This is a genomic window from Pseudomonas sp. IAC-BECa141 (genome assembly GCF_020544405.1).
Taxonomy (GTDB): domain Bacteria; phylum Pseudomonadota; class Gammaproteobacteria; order Pseudomonadales; family Pseudomonadaceae; genus Aquipseudomonas.
Genome location: NZ_CP065410.1, coordinates 46062 through 61121 on the forward strand (window position 1 = coordinate 46062; position 15060 = coordinate 61121).

A 15060-nucleotide genomic window follows, 5' to 3' on the forward strand; every position below is an offset into this window, starting at 1 on the left:
CATGGAAACCCGAGCCCATCATGTGTTGATCGGCCTGTTCACGGTGATTGTGGTGGCGGGCGCCCTGCTCTTCGGTCTGTGGCTGGCCAAGTCCAGCGTCGACACCGAGTTCAAGGATTACGAAATCGTCTTCAACGAAGCGGTCAGCGGCCTGTCCCGGGGCAGTCCGGTGCAGTACAGCGGGATCAAGGTCGGCGATGTGGTCAGCCTGCGCCTCGACCCGAAGGACCCGCGCCGGGTGCTGGCACGGATTCGTCTGGCGGGTGACACGCCGGTCAAGGAAGACACTCAGGCCAAACTGGCTCTGGCCGGGATCACCGGCACCTCGATCATCCAGCTCAGCGGAGGCACGCCAGAGAGCCCGAAACTCAAGGGCCACGACGGCAACCTGCCGACCATCGTCGCATCGCCCTCGCCCATTTCGCGGCTGCTCAATGACAGCAATGACCTGATGAGCGGGGTCAGCACGCTGCTGAGCAACGCCAATCAGATGTTCTCCGCCGACAACATCGAGCGCGTGAGCAAAACCCTCGAGCATCTGGAGCAGACCACCGGCTCGATCAACGATCAGCGTGGCGACCTGCGTCAGGCCATGCAGCAACTGGCGACGGTCGGCAAACAGGCCGGCAACATGCTCGAACAGACGTCTGCGCTGATGCGTAACGCCAACGGTTTGCTCAACGATCAGGGCAAGCAGGCCTTGGGCAGCGCCGAGCAGGCGATGAAGTCCCTGGAGCAAAGCAGCGCCACCATCAACGGCTTGCTCAGCAAGAATCAGAATTCCCTCGACAGCGGCATGCAGGGCCTTAACGGTCTGGCCCCGGCGATCCGCGAACTGCGTGAAACCCTGAACTCGCTGCGCGCCATTTCCCAACGCCTGGAGGCCAACCCCAGCGGTTACCTGCTGGGCAGTGACAAGAACAAGGAGTTCACGCCATGAAGCTGACTCGCCTCGCCCTCCTCGCCGGCTTCACGCTGATCAGTGCGTGCTCGATCCTGCCCAAGTCCGAACCGCTGGACGTCTACCGTTTGCCAGCCGCACAGGCGCCCGCCTCGGCCGGTTCGGCGGCGGCTCGGCACTGGTCGCTGCGTCTGAACAAACTGCAGGCCAGCGAAGCGCTGAATCGGCCGAGCATCGCGGTGATTCCCCAAGGGGATGTGATCAGCAGCTACAAGGCCTCGCGCTGGAGCGATCCGGCGCCGGTGCTGGTGCGTAACCGGTTGCTTGATGGCTTTGCGCGTGATGGCCGGGTGACGTTGCTCAGTACCGATGACAGCAATTTTGCTGCGGACCTGGAGCTGGGCGGCAGCCTGCAAGCGTTTCAGACCGAGTACCAGGGCAATCAGGCCAGCGTCGTGGTGCGGGTCGATGCGTTGCTGGTGCGCGGTTATGACCAGAAGATTCTCGCCAGCCAGCGCTTTGAAGAGCGCCAGCCGCTGAGTGATGTGCAGGTGCCGGCGGTGGTGGCCGGGTTTGGACAGGCCAGTGATCGCCTCACCGCGAAGGTTGTGGCATGGACCGTTCAGCAAGGCCAGCAGTTTGCGCAACAACCCAGACCTTGAGGCTCCATATTCGAGATTTGTGTTTAACCGAAGAACCAGTAGCAGACGCCGATAGCGCCGAGCACGCCCGCCAGCTCGGCCAGCAGCGCGCATCCCACGGCATGTCGCGCCCGCTGGATGCCCACCGCGCCGAAGTACACCGCCAGCACGTAGAACGTGGTCTCGGTGCTGCCCTGGATTGTCGCCGCCACCAGCGCCGGGAAACTGTCCACGCCCGAGGTCTTCATGGTTTCGATCAGCATCGCCCGGGCGGCGCTGCCGGAGAACGGTTTGACCATGGCGGTCGGCAGCGCATCGACGAAACGCGTGTCCCACCCTGCCCACTCCACCAGATGACGAATGCCGTCGAGACCGAAATCCAGCGCACCTGAGGCACGCAATACGCCGATCGCGCACAGCATCGCCACCAGATACGGCAGCAGGCTCTTGGCAACGTCGAAACCTTCCTTCGCCCCTTCGACAAAGGCCTCGTAGACCTTCACCTTGCGCAATGCGCCGATCACCAGGAACAGCATGATCAGGCCGAACAGCGTCAGGTTGCCGAGAATCGATGACAGCCCCGCCAGCGCGGTGGCCGACATTGTCGCGAGCAGCGCCATGAAGCCGCCGAGAATCAGCGCACCGGGAATCAGGTAAGCCAGCACCACCGGGTCCCACACACGCAGGCGCTGCATGAACGCCACCGACAGGAAGCCGACAATGGTCGAGCAACTGGTGGCCAGCAGGATCGGCAGGAACACCAGCGTCGGGTCCGGCGCGCCTTGCTGGGCGCGGTACATGAAAATCGTCACCGGCAGCAGGGTCAGGGACGAGGCGTTGAGCACCAGGAACAGGATCTGCGCGTTGCTGGCGATGGTCGAGCTGGGGTTGAGCTCCTGCAGCGCCTTCATGGCCTTGAGGCCGATCGGCGTGGCGGCGTTGTCCAGGCCAAGGCCGTTGGCGGCGAAGTTCAGGGTGATCAGGCCCAGCGCCGGGTGACCTGCCGGCACCTCCGGCATCAGCCGCAGGAACAGTGGCCCGAGCACCTTGGCCAGCCATTCGACGATGCCGGCCTTCTCGGCGATGCGCAGAAAACCCAGCCACAGGGTCAGCGTGCCGAACAGCAGCACCATGACTTCGACCGACAGCTTGGCCATGGCAAAAATGCTTTCCACCATCGCCGCGAATATTCCGGCGTTACCGCCGATCAGCCATTGTCCCAGTGCCGAAACGGCTGCCACGATGAAGAAGCCAAGCCACAGGCCATTAAGCATCAGTCAAATCCCCCGGAAGATGCGGCGAATGATAGCGGGGTCGCCAGAAACGACAAACCCCGGATTTCTCCGGGGTTTGTCAGGGTGCCTTGCGGGCGGGATCAGTTTTTCGAAACGTCACCGGCCGGCAGTTTTTCCTTGCTGCGCCAGTGCGGCAGCGAGTTCCAGTAGCGCTGGCCCTTGGCGTCGTCGTACATGCCTTCCCAACGGGCGATAACCAGTACGGCGAGGGCGTTGCCGATGACGTTCAGGGCGGTACGCGCCATGTCCATCACACGGTCGACACCGGCGATGAAAGCCAGGCCTTCCAGCGGAATGCCGACGCTACCCAGGGTGGCGAGCAGCACCACGAAGGACACGCCCGGTACACCGGCGATGCCTTTGGAGGTGACCATCAGGGTCAGGACCAGCAGCAGTTGCTGGCTGATCGACAGGTCGATGCCGTACAGCTGGGCAATGAAGATCGCCGCGATGGACTGGTACAGGGTCGAACCGTCGAGGTTGAACGAGTAGCCGGTCGGTACCACGAAGCTGCAGATGGCTTTCGGTGCGCCGTAGGCTTCCATCTTCTCGATCACGCGTGGCAGCACGGTTTCCGAGGAGGCGGTGGAGTAAGCCAGCACCAGTTCATCCTTGAAGATGCGCATCAACTTGATCACCGAGAAACCGAACATCTTGGCGATCAGGCCCAGAACCACGAAGGCGAAGAAGGCGATGGCGACGTAAACCAGGATCACCAGTTTGGCCAGCGGCAGCAGCGAGGCGAAACCGAAGTTGGCCACGGTCACCGCGATCAGGGCGAACACACCGATTGGCGCGTAATTCATGATCATGTGGGTGACTTTGAACATGCTTTCCGAGACGCTCTGGAACATCTTCACCAGCGGCTCGCGCAGGTCCGACTGCAGGCTCGACAGACCGAGGCCGAACAGTACGGAGAAGAAGATGATCGGCAGCATCTCGCCACGGGCCATGGCCGCGAAGATGTTCGACGGGATCAGGTTGAGGATGGTCTCGATGAACGCGTGTTCATGCTGCACTTCGGCGGCGGTCGCCTGGTACTTGGAGATGTCCACGGTGCCCAGGGTGCTCATGTCGATGCCCGCACCCGGATGGAACAGGTTGGCCAGCAGCAGGCCGACGACAATGGCGATGGTGGTGACGATTTCGAAGTAGATGATGGTCTTCAGGCCGATGCGCCCGAGCTTCTTGGCGTCGCCCACGCCGGCGATGCCGACGATCAGGGAAGAGATGACGATCGGGATCACGATCATCTTGATCAGACGGATAAAGATATCGCCTGCCGGTTGCAGGACGTTGCTGATCCACCAGGCCTTCTCGGCACTGAAATGGTTGAGCAACGCACCGATTGCAATCCCCAATACCAGACCGATGATGATCTGCCAGGCGAGGCTAAGCTTTGCCTTCTTCATTATCTTTACCCTTACTTGCGTTTGACTCAGGCACATGCAGGAACTGGAACGCTCATCAGCGGAAAAGTCTGTGCATCTGCCTCCGTATAAGGTGCCCCGAAGCGCGTGTTTACGGCTCTCCGGCAGGCGAAAAAAGGCGCAACTATTCCGATGCAAGGTTGCGCCGTCTAATGCCGTAAACGCCTACCCTATGCCGAATCGGCATGAGCTTTTTCAAATGAAACTGGCGTCCCAACCGGTTCGAATACGACATTTCGGCAGGCATAAGTGCCGTGAACCGGCCATTACAGCGTAGGTTGGTTGTTTTTTGAACGAGTGATTTCGACAAAAAATTCAGGAAAAAGCCTACGTTCGGAATCTAAATGTCCGACTTACTTGATCGACTCTTTCTCGATATACGGTCGCGACGAAACACCGCGAAATGCTTTCGCATGCAGTGTGGGCGATAAAAAAGACGAGCAGAACGCTCTGGATCAACGTTTTGTCACGTTGCAAGCCCAGCGCAAGTCCGTCGAACCGCTCCGGTTGGCGGACTTGCGTCGCAGCTTTTACCCTGACCCGGCCCTCATCGCAGGCACTCCCTGTACCCGTAGGTCACTCCGACCCTGCAACAGTCAGAACGTCCCGGCCCCCTGGTCATGCACCGGCCTTCCTCGGGCGGGTGCAATAGAGGACAGCCTCTCGGCTGCCCTCATGTTCAATACCAGTTCGGATCTTTCTTCAGTGTTTCCATCAACAGATCCTGCATGCCCTGGTCGGGCTTGCCGAGGAAGCGGTAGGTCGCATGTCGCGTTGGCGACTTGTCGGCCGGCAATCCTTCGGGCACATCGACCAGCATGGCGTAGGCGTCTTTCTTGTCGAAGCTGAAGGCGACGATCAGGCGGTGGTTGAGGCATTTGTCCTGCGATTCGCAGAGCGGCCCCACCAGATATTGATCGCCATCTTCGGTGACGGCATTCATCTGTTGGTCCGGCGCGCCGGACAGGTTCATCACCCATTCCGGCAGGCGTTCTTCCTTCTTCACCACGCCTTCCCAGGTTTCCCTGTATTGCGGGTCGGAACTCAACAGCTCGTTGACCCGCGTCTGGCCGTCATTGGCCGCCATCGCCATGGCACTACCGCCCAGGAGCAGGGCGGCTGCCAGCGTCTTTAAACCCTTCATGTTCAGCCTCGACCGCGACGGCCAAAGAAGAAAGAAGCGATGAACATCACCAGGAAAACGACAAATAGAATCTTGGCGATACCCGTGGCGGTGCCCGCGATACCACCGAAGCCCAGTACTGCAGCGATGATGGCAATGATCAGGAAAGTGATTGCCCAGCTCAACATGGTGATTCTCCTTGCTTCTATTTAAGGGTGTTGCCGGTCTTGGCGCGGGGGCGCCCAGATTCGTTGATTAGAAAACCCAGCGTTCTTCACGGGGCATGTCGCCCAGCGGCTGTGGTTGGTCGACGTCCATCATGCGCATTGCGCCGTTGTCTGCCTGGCTGCTGCTGACGGCGCTGAAGTGGGTCTGTGTCGCGTGTTGCATGTAAATCAGGGGCTCAGGATGCTGACTCTGCTCCCAGCGCAGGTATTGCTGGCAAGCGACCAGCGTAATCAGGAGCGCAAGTGCGCCAAACAAGGCCTGCTGCAAGTGCAGTGGCGAAATACGCATTTGGGCGGCACGTGGGCGAGTCATCCTGGGTTCCTCACTCTTGTTCGGTTGGGGCAGTGCATTTCTGCCCGGGCTGAGAGAGGTATTGCAGCCTGCATGCCAGCTTTTTTGTTTTAAAAAAATCAATAAAATCAGTTGGTTACAGATGTAGTGAAAATTCCTGACGACGCATCCTGCACGATGACCCCCGCAGGCTCGTGCGTAATGCACGATTATTTCGTAAGAAAAATCATTCTTTTTGAATTGAGTGCAGGGTGCAGATGTCAGAAAAGTAGGCAGGAAACCGACTTGAAACGGTGCGATGTTTAAAAAATCAACAAAATCAGAGGATTAGCCGTTATGGCAGGAGAGAGCTACCCTGCAATGGCTGGAATCGATCAGAATCAACCATGCAACTTGCCCGATTTTTCCGGGACTAACCCAAGACATTTACTTATGGAGCGTAGGAAAAATGGAATCAGCCACTGAGCACCAAGGCCGCATTCTGCTGGTGGACGATGAATCCGCCATCCTGCGAACCTTCCGTTATTGCCTCGAAGACGAAGGTTATACAGTCGCCACCGCCAACAGCGCGGCCCAGGCTGACGCGCTGTTGCAACGTCAGGTGTTCGATCTTTGCTTCCTTGATTTGCGCCTTGGCGAAGACAACGGTTTAGATGTGCTGGCGCAAATGCGCATCCAGGCGCCGTGGATGCGGGTAGTGATCGTCACCGCCCATTCGGCCGTCGACACTGCGGTGGATGCGATCCAGGCTGGCGCCGCCGATTATCTGGTCAAGCCGTGCAGTCCGGATCAACTGCGCCTGGCGACTGCCAAGCAGCTTGAGGTACGTCAGCTTTCGGCGCGCCTGGAAGCCCTGGAAGGCGAGATCCGCAAACCCAAGGACGGTCTCGATTCCCACAGCCCGGCGATGAAAGTCGTACTCGAAACGGCGCGGCAAGTGGCGAGTACTGACGCCAACATCCTGATTCTCGGCGAGTCCGGCACCGGTAAAGGTGAATTGGCCCGAGCCATTCACGGCTGGAGCAAGCGCGAGAAGAAATCCTGCGTCACTATCAACTGTCCGTCGCTGACCGCCGAACTGATGGAAAGCGAGCTGTTCGGTCACAGTCGCGGCGCGTTTACCGGGGCCAGTGAAAGTACCTTGGGACGGGTCAATCAGGCTGATGGCGGCACGCTGTTTCTCGACGAGATCGGCGATTTTCCGTTGACGTTGCAACCCAAGTTGCTGCGTTTCATTCAGGACAAAGAATACGAGCGGGTGGGGGATCCGGTCACCCGCCGGGCCGATGTGCGCATCCTCGCCGCCACCAACCTCAATCTCGAAGACATGGTGCGCGACGGCCGTTTCCGTGAAGACCTGCTCTATCGCCTGAACGTCATTACCCTGCATTTGCCGCCGTTGCGCGAACGCGCCGAAGACATCCTGACCCTGGCCGACCGGTTCCTTGCACGCTTTGTGAAGGAATATGCGCGCCCTGCGCGGGGCTTCAGTGACGAGGCCCGCGAAGCGCTGCTCGGCTACCGCTGGCCGGGCAACATTCGCGAGCTGCGTAACGTGGTCGAGCGAGCGAGCATCATCTGCCCGCAGGAGCGCGTGGAAATCAGCCACCTCGGCATGGCCGAACAACCGGCGAACAATGCGCCACGGGTTGGCGCCGCGTTGAGCCTCGATGAGTTGGAGAAAGCCCACATCGGCGCGGTATTGGCGACTGCCGGGACCCTCGATCAGGCGGCCAAGACCTTGGGGATTGACGCTTCGACACTGTATCGCAAGCGCAAGCAGTACAACCTGTGAGCATCTGCCGATGAAACTGGCGATGAAGTTGCGGACCCGCTTGTTCCTGAGCATATCCGCACTGATCACCGTGGCCTTGCTCGGGCTGTTGCTCGGGCTGGTCAGCGTGATGCAGATGGCCGGGACCCAGGAGGCGTTGATCCGCAACAACTTCGTCACCCTCGATCTCGGACTCAAACTGCGCCAGACCCTCGGCGATCAGCTGATCATGATGCTTGCCGAGAAGCCCGACCCCGTGGCGTTCGAGGCGTCCAAACGGCGTTATTTCGAATTGCTCGACGAGGGCATCGCCCAGGAACAGAAAGACGACGACCGTCCATACGGTTTCAGCCAGGCAAAAGCCGATTACCTGAACTTCCTCCAGGCGTTCGACATTTCACGCGACCCGGCAGCTGCCCTGACTGGCGGTGGCGATTTGCGGGAGCGCTTCAATACGCTACGCAACGGATTGATCACCGAGCACAAACACGCACTGGACAACATCAATTCGGTCCAGCACGCCGCCCGCGACCGCGCGTTGCTGATTTCCGGCCTGCTTGGGCTGGTTGGGCTGGCAGTGCTGATCATCGGCTTCATCACCGCCCAAGGCATTGCCCGGCGTTTTGGTGCGCCGATCGAGGCGCTGGCCAAAGCGGCGGACAATATCGGCCAAGGCAATTTCGAAGTGATGCTGCCGGTATCTTCGGCGATGGAGATCAACCTGTTGACCCGCCGCTTCGGGCTGATGGCCGAAGCTTTGCGCGAACACCAGGCGACCAATGTCGACGAATTGCTTGCCGGCCAGCAGCGCCTGCAGGCGGTACTCGACAGCATCGATGACGGCTTGCTGATGATCGATCGTCAGGGACGTCTGGAACACTTGAACCCTGTGGCCCAGCGACAACTGGGCTGGGACAGCGACCGTTTCGGCGAGGGTCTGGGTACGGCGCTTCAGCGTCCGGAACTGGATGCACAACTGCAACTGGTGTTGCGCGGTGGCACGCTGGAGCGAGCGCCGGATGATTTGAGCATCGAAGTCGATGGCGAATCGCGTCTGCTGACCTACAGTCTTACGCCGGTCAGCCATACCCAGGGGCACATCCTCGGCGCCGTGATGGTGTTGCATGACGTCACCGAGCAGCGCGCCTTCGAGCGGGTGCGCAGCGAGTTCGTGCTGCGTGCGTCCCACGAATTGCGCACACCGGTCACGGGCATGCACATGGCGTTCGGCCTGTTCCGCGAGCGGGCGAAGTTTCCACCGGAGTCTCGCGAGTCCGACCTGCTCGACACGGTCAACGAAGAAATGCAGCGCCTGATGCAGTTGATCAACGATCTGCTGAATTTCTCGCGGTATCAGAGTGGGTTGCAGAAGCTCACGCTGGCGCCGTGTTCCATCGAAGACTTGCTGGAACAGGCGCGTTTGCGTTTCGCCGATTCAGCGGCCGAGAAGGGCGTTGCCCTGCAGGTCGAAGCGCAAGGTCCGCTGCCACGCCTGCAGGCGGATCAGGCGCAGCTCGATCGAGTCCTCGACAACCTGATCGACAACGCGTTGCGCCACACCGCGCGTGACGGGCTGATCCGCTTGCAGGCCCGGCGCCATGGCGAGCGGGTAATCATCAGCGTCGAAGACAACGGCGAAGGGATTGCTTACGGTCAGCAAGGGCGGATTTTCGAACCCTTCGTCCAGGTCGGCAGGAAGAAGGGCGGTGCCGGGCTGGGACTGGCGCTGTGCAAGGAAATCGTCCAGCTGCACGGTGGACGGATGGGCGTTTACTCGCGGCCGGGGCAGGGCACGCAGTTCTACATGGCGCTGGCCGTCTAGGCTTCGTCGTCGAGTCGGCGTCCGGCGAGTCGTCGGCCACGGGTGATCAATTCGATGAACTGCACCGCGCTCAAGGCGTGGGCGAACAGCCAGCCCTGGCCGAATTTCACCCCTTCGCTGCTCAGCAGCTCGGCCTGGGATTCATATTCGATGCCTTCGGCGATCACCTTCAGGTCCAGTGCCTGGGCCATGTGGATAATGTGCGGCGCAACACCACTGCTGGCGGCATCATGCCCGAGGGCGTCGATGAACGCCTTGTCGATCTTCAGGCAGTCCACGGGCAAGGTTTGCAGATAGGCGAGGCTGCAATAGCCGGTGCCGAAATCGTCGATCAGCACCTGATGGCCGACATCACGCAGCGCTTGCAGGTTTTCCCTGGCCACCACCACATCGATCAGACCGCGTTCGGTCACCTCGAACGCAATCTGCCGCGCCGCGACCCGGTGCAGGGTCAGCAGCCGCGCCATGACCTGGCCGATGCGCGGCACCATCACGTCGCAGGCGGCCAGGTTCACCGAGATATACAGCTGCGGGTTGGCCCGCAGCAACTGGCCCAACTGTTCGAGCAAGCGCTGCAGGACGAAGTCGGTCATCTGGCGAATCTGCCCGGTGTTTTCGGCCATCGGGATGAACAGGTCGGGACTGGTCAGCGTGCCGTCCGGTCGGCGCCAGCGCAGCAGCGCTTCGGCGCCGACGCAGTTGCGGCTGTCGAGATCGAAAATCGGCTGATAAAGCACCTGCAATTCACCCCGACGAATCGCGCCGTGCAACTCGGCGTCCAGCGACTGGCGCTGGCGTACGATCCAGAACACCAGAACGCCCACCACCGCACCGAGCACCAGACAGAAGGGCACCATCCACCACCAGAGCTGCGGAATGTGCATGCCCGTGCGTGGGCTGATCAACACCAGTTGATATTCCGGGTTGTCGGTGGGCATGCGGTAGATCAGGCGCGACTGGGTGACTTGCAGCGCATCCCGGGTTTTCGGCGGCCAGGGTTGCGCGGGTGGCCAGGTCTGTGGAACGCCGAGTACCGGAATCGCCCGGGTGCCGTGATCCAGCACCACCAACAGACTGCTGCCGGGCGACAGGTCGACCATGTCGGTCAGGTGCCCGCGTGAGGTGGCCACGCGAAAATTGCCGCGCCCGAGCATCAGCGCCGCGCGGTTTTCATCGGGTTCGGTGGTGGTGTTCAGCCAGTAGCTGTAGGTCGGACCTTTGATGTCCGGAGGACGGATCACCGACAGGCCATCCTGGCGCGGACGGTTGGAACAGATCCGCGTGGCGTCCATGTAGGCGGCTTCGTAGACGAAGCGATAGTTGAACGTCACTTGCTGCAACGTGGCGATCATCTCGTCGTCGCAGCTGCGCAAGGGTTGGGCTTCGAGGTCGTCGAGGCTTTCGCGCAACTGGCCGAACAGTTGCTCCAGACGCGCCAGGAAGCGCTCGCCCTGGGCATTCATTTCCTGGCTTTCGCTTTGCTCGACCTGGCGCACGGCCACGAACAGCCCGCCGGTGATCAGCAGGCTCGCACTGAGGACAGCCGCGATCATCGCCAGAAACCAGGGGCGATAAAACCAGCTACGCAGCGTCTCTCGGGTAGCAACCATCATGGATATCCGAAGAATTACCAATGAGTTATAGCTGCTGATTGCGTTTTCGCCCTGACCGTCGGGCGGGCGTCATTATTTTGTCTGATTCAACACCAGCAGCAACGCTGCCGTTTGTGCATCCGGCGTGCCGTCAAAGCGCGTCGGGCGGTAGTGCATCTGGAAGGCCGCGAGCACATGACGGGTCGCTACATCAAGCTCGCCGGTCTGCGGCGTCGAGTAGCCCAGGCGCGCCAGTTGGCTCTGGAACCAGGTGATGCTCGGCAGTTCGGCATCGAACTGCGCCTGTTGGCGTGCCACCGCTTGTTCATTGGGCCAGAGCCCCAGCCCTTCGGCGGCCAGGCGCTTCCATGGGAACAGTGGCCCCGGGTCGAGCTTGCGCAGCGGGGCGATGTCGCTGTGGCCGATGATGTGGCGCGGGCTGATGCCCTGGCGTTTGCTGATGTCCTTGAGCAGAACGATCAGCGATTGCACCTGGGCTTCGCTGTAGGGATACCAGAGGCGACCGGTCGGTGTGTCCTTGAAACCCGGATTGACGATTTCGATGCCGATCGAGCTGGAGTTGAGCCAGGTACGGCCTTGCCATTCGCTTTCGCCGGCATGCCAGGCACGCAGGTTCTCGTCCATCAGCTTGTAGATGGTGGCGTTCTTGTCGTCGCCGATCAGGTAATGGCTGCTGACTTCGCCGTGGGTCAGCAATTGCAGTGAGCGTTCGAGCGAGGCGGACGTGTAGTGCACGATCACAAACTGCACGCGACTGTCGTGATTGAGCGAAGGATGGCTGGTGTCAAAACGCGGGCCGCTGGCACAACCGGCCAGGAGGATCAGCGACACGAGGAGGGTAAAAAATTTCATGGCAGAGGGCAGTACACGCAAGACGATAATGCAACAGTGTAACGTATCGCCTCGCGCTTCGACGCTTGAAGGGGTGATTTAAACAATATGGAACAATTGCCTCAGCCCAGCTCCACCCGGTTACGTCCTGCGTTTTTTGCCCGGTAAAGCGCCTGATCGGCTCTTTTGAGCACCAGATCGCTGTGTTCTCCTGGCCGGAACGACGCCAGTCCCATGGAAACCGTGATCGTGACGCGCTCACCCTTGAAGTGAAACGGGCAGGCTTCGATGGCCGCTCGCAGGGTTTCCAGGAATTTGGCGCCGACGGCTGGCGTAGTGGCTGGCAGCAGCAGGACGAACTCTTCGCCGCCGAAACGAGCGATGAAGTCGCTGCCACGCAGGCGCTTGCGCAGCACCGTCGCGATGATCTTCAACACCTTGTCGCCGGCCAGATGGCCATAGTTATCGTTGATCCGTTTGAAATGATCGAGGTCGAGCATGGCCAGGCTCAGGGTGTTGCCGTGTTGCCGCCATTGAGCGATTTCATGTTCGAGCCGTTCGGTCCAGGCGGCGCGGTTGGGCAAGCCGGTGAGTGGATCGATCAGGGCTTTCTGGCGCTGCTCTTCAAGGTGTTCGCGATAGCCCAGCGCTTCCTGCTCCATGTGCGCCACGCGCTCGGCCAGGCTTTTCAGGCGTCCGGCGACTTCCTGTTCCCGGGCGTCTCGCTGCTTCTGGTGCTGATCCATGGTGCCGAGCAGGCCTTCGAGGTGGTTTTCCAGTACGTGCTTCAGATCATCCAGATCAGCCGCTTCCTGCACGCTGTTCTGCAAGCCGTCGACCTGTTCGCGGATCTGCGTGTCCATCGCCCGCGACGCGGAGCTGTTGTCGGCGTGGCCTTCGCTGGCGGCCTGCAAGTTGCTCTGAAATGCTTCGAGGCGTTCATTGAGTTGCTGCAGGTAGGCTTCGAATTCGTGCTGGCCGCTGTCGGTAATGGCCAGCATCAAGGTCGCCAGATCGTCGAGGATCGGCAGCAGTTCGTACCAGTTCAGACCGTTTTTCAGGCGGTCGCGCATGGCTTCGGCTTGCGGGCGGTGGCGCTCCGGCAGGGTCAGGTCATCCAGCAATCCGATCAGCGTGTCTTCGATATGTTTGGCGACCGAGCTGTAGGACGGTTCCGGCGAGTCGGGCAGGGCATAGAGAATGTCGTGCTCGGATTGCTCCGGATCGATGGCGGCCAGTGCCTGAGCGATGGGTTCGGGCAGGGGTAGGCTGTCGAGGATCACGGGTGGCGGGGTATCGCCGGGGTGGATCAGTTCGTCCGGATTGATGGCTTTCGGCACTGCGGGCGCGAAAACCGGAGGAGGCGTGAAGGCCTGCGGCTCCGGCTCAGGCTTAGTGGGTTCTGGTTCGGTGGGTTCTGGTTCGCCGGGGGCCGTGGGGGCTTCGGTGAGGATTCTGGAAGGCTCAAAGGCAACCACCTCCGGCTCAGAATGGTACTCAGGCAGCGGCGCGGGAGTTTTCGCTGGTTCTGCCACGGTTTCGGCGACCGGTGCTTGGCTGGCTGGCGCAGAGGCGATCGGTTCGCTGGTCGTGACAGGTGCTTCCTGCAAGGGCGCAATTTCATGCGTGACGGGCGTTTGGTCTGGCTGTGCTGGAGGCGCGACCACGCCAGGCTGAGTCACTGCGGCATGCGTTTCCTCGCTGTCGCGGCTGCCGAACAGGCGCTGCAACAGCCCCGGGCGCCCGGGTTCCGCTGGCGTCTCCAGCCGGCTCAAGGCCTTGCCCTGCAAGCCGCTGAGCTCGCTGAGCAACAGCGGCATTTCCCTTGCCTGACTGACCCGGCCGTCCAGTTGCTTGGCGAATTTCTTCAGCGGCTGGGCCACATCGCGGGGCAGCGGGAGGGATTGCAGCTGAGTGACCAGCGCAGTCAGTGCGGTGCTGACCTGTTCGATCCGGGTTTCCCGGCGCTGCTCGGAATCGAGCACGGCTTTTTCCAGGCGTGGCAACAGGGCGGCGAGGCCGGCGTCCATGTCATCGGTGCGCACCACGTCGCGCATTTCTTTCATGCACTGATCGACTACGCGGTCGGTGCCTTCCGCCGCCAGGGTGCTGCGCACCAGACCACGGCGCAGCAAGTCGAGCCGGGCGTCCCATCGACGTTCGAGCTTTTCCTGTTGTTCGATGCTTTTGAGGTATTTCTCTTTCCAGCGCTGGGCTTCGTCGCTCATTCAGGGGTTCCGCGAAGGGCAGTGCTCAACGCGGGCAATGCATCGGCCGTGAGCGAACCCGGCAGACGAATCTCTACCGCGACCGGCAGGTGATCGGAAATCGGTTGTGCCAGCACTTCGACCTTTTCCAGGGCCAGGGTCGGGCTGAGCAGAATATGGTCCAGGCAACGCTGTGGGCGCCAGCTGGGGAATGTCGCTTCGAGTTGCGGGGCCAACAGGCCGAGGTCGCGCAACGGCGAGTGTTGCAGCAGATCGCTGGCGTGGGTATTCATGTCGCCCATCAGCACCTGATGCTTGTAGCCGCCGATCAGCTCGCGGATGTAGGCCAGTTGCATGCTGCGCACGCGCGCGCCCAGTGCCAGATGCATCATCACCACTACCAGCGCTTCCGGGCCCTCGCCAAAACGCACCAGAATTGCACCGCGCCCTTTCGGACCCGGCAGCGGGTGGTCCTCGATTGCCCACGGTCGCAGGCGACTGAGCACGCCATTGCTGTGCTGGGCCAGTCGGCCAAGGTTGCGATTGAGTTGTTGATACCAGTAAGGGAAGGCGCCCAGTTGGGCCAGGTGTTCGACCTGATTGACGTAGCCTGAACGAAGGCTGCCGCCATCGGCTTCCTGCAGGGCGACGAGATCGAAGTCGCCGAGCAGATTGCCGATCTTTTGCAGATTGCTGGAGCGCCCGGGGTGCGGCAGCAGATGCTGCCAGCTGCGGGTCAGGTAGTGCCGATAGCGCTCGGTGCTGATGCCGACCTGAATATTGAAGCTGAGCAAGCGCAGACGGCTGTCTGCGGGCAGGCCCGTCGATTCCAGGTGATGCTCGTTGACCTGCGGATCATGCAGGCCAACGACGCGTCCGGTTCCCCAGCGGCGCATGGCGATTG

At 61.0% G+C, this 15060-nt stretch carries 13 protein-coding genes; 4 read left to right on the top strand and 9 right to left on the bottom strand.

Annotation, left to right across the window (positions count from 1 at the left end; translation table 11 throughout):
• Position 1: 1 nt before the first annotated feature.
• Both I5961_RS00215 and I5961_RS00220 read left to right on the top strand, forming a co-directional pair.
• On the top strand, positions 2-940 hold the full coding sequence (locus tag I5961_RS00215; protein WP_085696568.1) for an MlaD family protein: 939 nt from the start codon (positions 2-4) through the stop codon (positions 938-940).
• On the top strand, positions 937-1563 hold the full coding sequence (locus tag I5961_RS00220; RefSeq protein ID WP_085702228.1) for an ABC-type transport auxiliary lipoprotein family protein: 627 nt from the start codon (positions 937-939) through the stop codon (positions 1561-1563). Before I5961_RS00215 ends, I5961_RS00220 begins: the two co-directional genes overlap by 4 nt.
• Positions 1564-1586: 23 nt before the next feature.
• Here the strand turns inward: I5961_RS00220 and I5961_RS00225 are convergent, their stop codons facing one another.
• The 5 genes from I5961_RS00225 to I5961_RS00245 all read right to left on the bottom strand — a co-directional run bounded on the left by I5961_RS00225 (position 1587) and on the right by I5961_RS00245 (position 5930).
• Positions 1587-2816: a nucleoside recognition domain-containing protein gene (locus I5961_RS00225; protein WP_085696566.1), complete on the bottom strand. Its 1230-nt coding sequence runs from the start codon at positions 2814-2816 to the stop codon at positions 1587-1589.
• A 101-nt stretch (positions 2817-2917) separates the two neighbouring features.
• The gene (gltP, locus tag I5961_RS00230; protein WP_227234024.1) at positions 2918-4249 is read right to left on the bottom strand and encodes a glutamate/aspartate:proton symporter GltP; all 1332 of its coding nucleotides are present in this window, start codon (positions 4247-4249) and stop codon (positions 2918-2920) included.
• A gap of 697 nt (positions 4250-4946) precedes the next feature.
• Positions 4947-5411 (bottom strand): inhibitor of vertebrate lysozyme family protein, encoded by a 465-nt coding sequence (locus tag I5961_RS00235; protein WP_085696565.1) that lies wholly within the window; start codon positions 5409-5411, stop codon positions 4947-4949.
• 2 nt (positions 5412-5413) lie between these two features.
• Positions 5414-5578, bottom strand: a complete 165-nt coding sequence (locus I5961_RS00240; protein ID WP_003177151.1) for a DUF1328 domain-containing protein — start codon at positions 5576-5578, stop codon at positions 5414-5416.
• A gap of 67 nt (positions 5579-5645) precedes the next feature.
• Positions 5646-5930 carry a hypothetical protein gene (locus tag I5961_RS00245; RefSeq protein WP_227234025.1) on the bottom strand — a complete coding sequence of 95 codons (285 nt, stop codon included), beginning with the start codon at positions 5928-5930 and terminating at the stop codon, positions 5646-5648.
• A gap of 427 nt (positions 5931-6357) precedes the next feature.
• On the opposite strand from I5961_RS00245, the gene algB reads away from it, so the two are divergent.
• Positions 6358-7704 carry a sigma-54-dependent response regulator transcription factor AlgB gene (gene algB, locus I5961_RS00250; RefSeq protein WP_025112294.1) on the top strand — a complete coding sequence of 449 codons (1347 nt, stop codon included), beginning with the start codon at positions 6358-6360 and terminating at the stop codon, positions 7702-7704.
• A 10-nt stretch (positions 7705-7714) separates the two neighbouring features.
• Positions 7715-9505: a KinB sensor domain-containing domain gene (locus I5961_RS00255; protein ID WP_227234027.1), complete on the top strand. Its 1791-nt coding sequence runs from the start codon at positions 7715-7717 to the stop codon at positions 9503-9505.
• Here I5961_RS00255 and I5961_RS00260 read toward each other — a convergent pair.
• The 4 genes from I5961_RS00260 to I5961_RS00275 form a co-directional block, all read right to left on the bottom strand.
• Complete coding sequence (locus tag I5961_RS00260) at positions 9502-11115, bottom strand: EAL domain-containing protein (RefSeq protein ID WP_170929692.1); 1614 nt, start codon at positions 11113-11115, stop codon at positions 9502-9504. The two genes, I5961_RS00255 and I5961_RS00260, sit on opposite strands and share 4 nt — an antisense overlap.
• A gap of 75 nt (positions 11116-11190) precedes the next feature.
• Entirely contained in the window at positions 11191-11970 is a 780-nt protein-coding gene (locus I5961_RS00265) for an N-acetylmuramoyl-L-alanine amidase (protein ID WP_085702226.1), read from the bottom strand.
• A gap of 101 nt (positions 11971-12071) precedes the next feature.
• Positions 12072-14177: a GGDEF domain-containing protein gene (locus I5961_RS00270; protein WP_085702225.1), complete on the bottom strand. Its 2106-nt coding sequence runs from the start codon at positions 14175-14177 to the stop codon at positions 12072-12074.
• Positions 14174-15052, bottom strand: a complete 879-nt coding sequence (locus I5961_RS00275) for an endonuclease/exonuclease/phosphatase family protein (protein ID WP_085696559.1) — start codon at positions 15050-15052, stop codon at positions 14174-14176. The genes I5961_RS00270 and I5961_RS00275 overlap by 4 nt, the downstream gene beginning before the upstream one ends.
• Between the last annotated feature and the right edge of the window lie 8 nt (positions 15053-15060).

Coding starts and splice junctions, on each gene's coding strand:
- I5961_RS00235 (WP_085696565.1), bottom strand. CDS start 5,411: ATGAAGGGTTTAAAGACGCTGGCAGCCGCCCTGCTCCTGGGCGGTAGT.
- algB (WP_025112294.1), top strand. CDS start 6,358: ATGGAATCAGCCACTGAGCACCAAGGCCGCATTCTGCTGGTGGACGAT.
- I5961_RS00245 (WP_227234025.1), bottom strand. CDS start 5,930: ATGACTCGCCCACGTGCCGCCCAAATGCGTATTTCGCCACTGCACTTG.
- I5961_RS00260 (WP_170929692.1), bottom strand. CDS start 11,115: ATGGTTGCTACCCGAGAGACGCTGCGTAGCTGGTTTTATCGCCCCTGG.
- gltP (WP_227234024.1), bottom strand. CDS start 4,249: ATGAAGAAGGCAAAGCTTAGCCTCGCCTGGCAGATCATCATCGGTCTG.
- I5961_RS00275 (WP_085696559.1), bottom strand. CDS start 15,052: ATGCGCCGCTGGGGAACCGGACGCGTCGTTGGCCTGCATGATCCGCAG.
- I5961_RS00265 (WP_085702226.1), bottom strand. CDS start 11,970: ATGAAATTTTTTACCCTCCTCGTGTCGCTGATCCTCCTGGCCGGTTGT.
- I5961_RS00220 (WP_085702228.1), top strand. CDS start 937: ATGAAGCTGACTCGCCTCGCCCTCCTCGCCGGCTTCACGCTGATCAGT.
- I5961_RS00215 (WP_085696568.1), top strand. CDS start 2: ATGGAAACCCGAGCCCATCATGTGTTGATCGGCCTGTTCACGGTGATT.
- I5961_RS00255 (WP_227234027.1), top strand. CDS start 7,715: ATGAAACTGGCGATGAAGTTGCGGACCCGCTTGTTCCTGAGCATATCC.
- I5961_RS00270 (WP_085702225.1), bottom strand. CDS start 14,177: ATGAGCGACGAAGCCCAGCGCTGGAAAGAGAAATACCTCAAAAGCATC.
- I5961_RS00240 (WP_003177151.1), bottom strand. CDS start 5,578: ATGTTGAGCTGGGCAATCACTTTCCTGATCATTGCCATCATCGCTGCA.
- I5961_RS00225 (WP_085696566.1), bottom strand. CDS start 2,816: ATGCTTAATGGCCTGTGGCTTGGCTTCTTCATCGTGGCAGCCGTTTCG.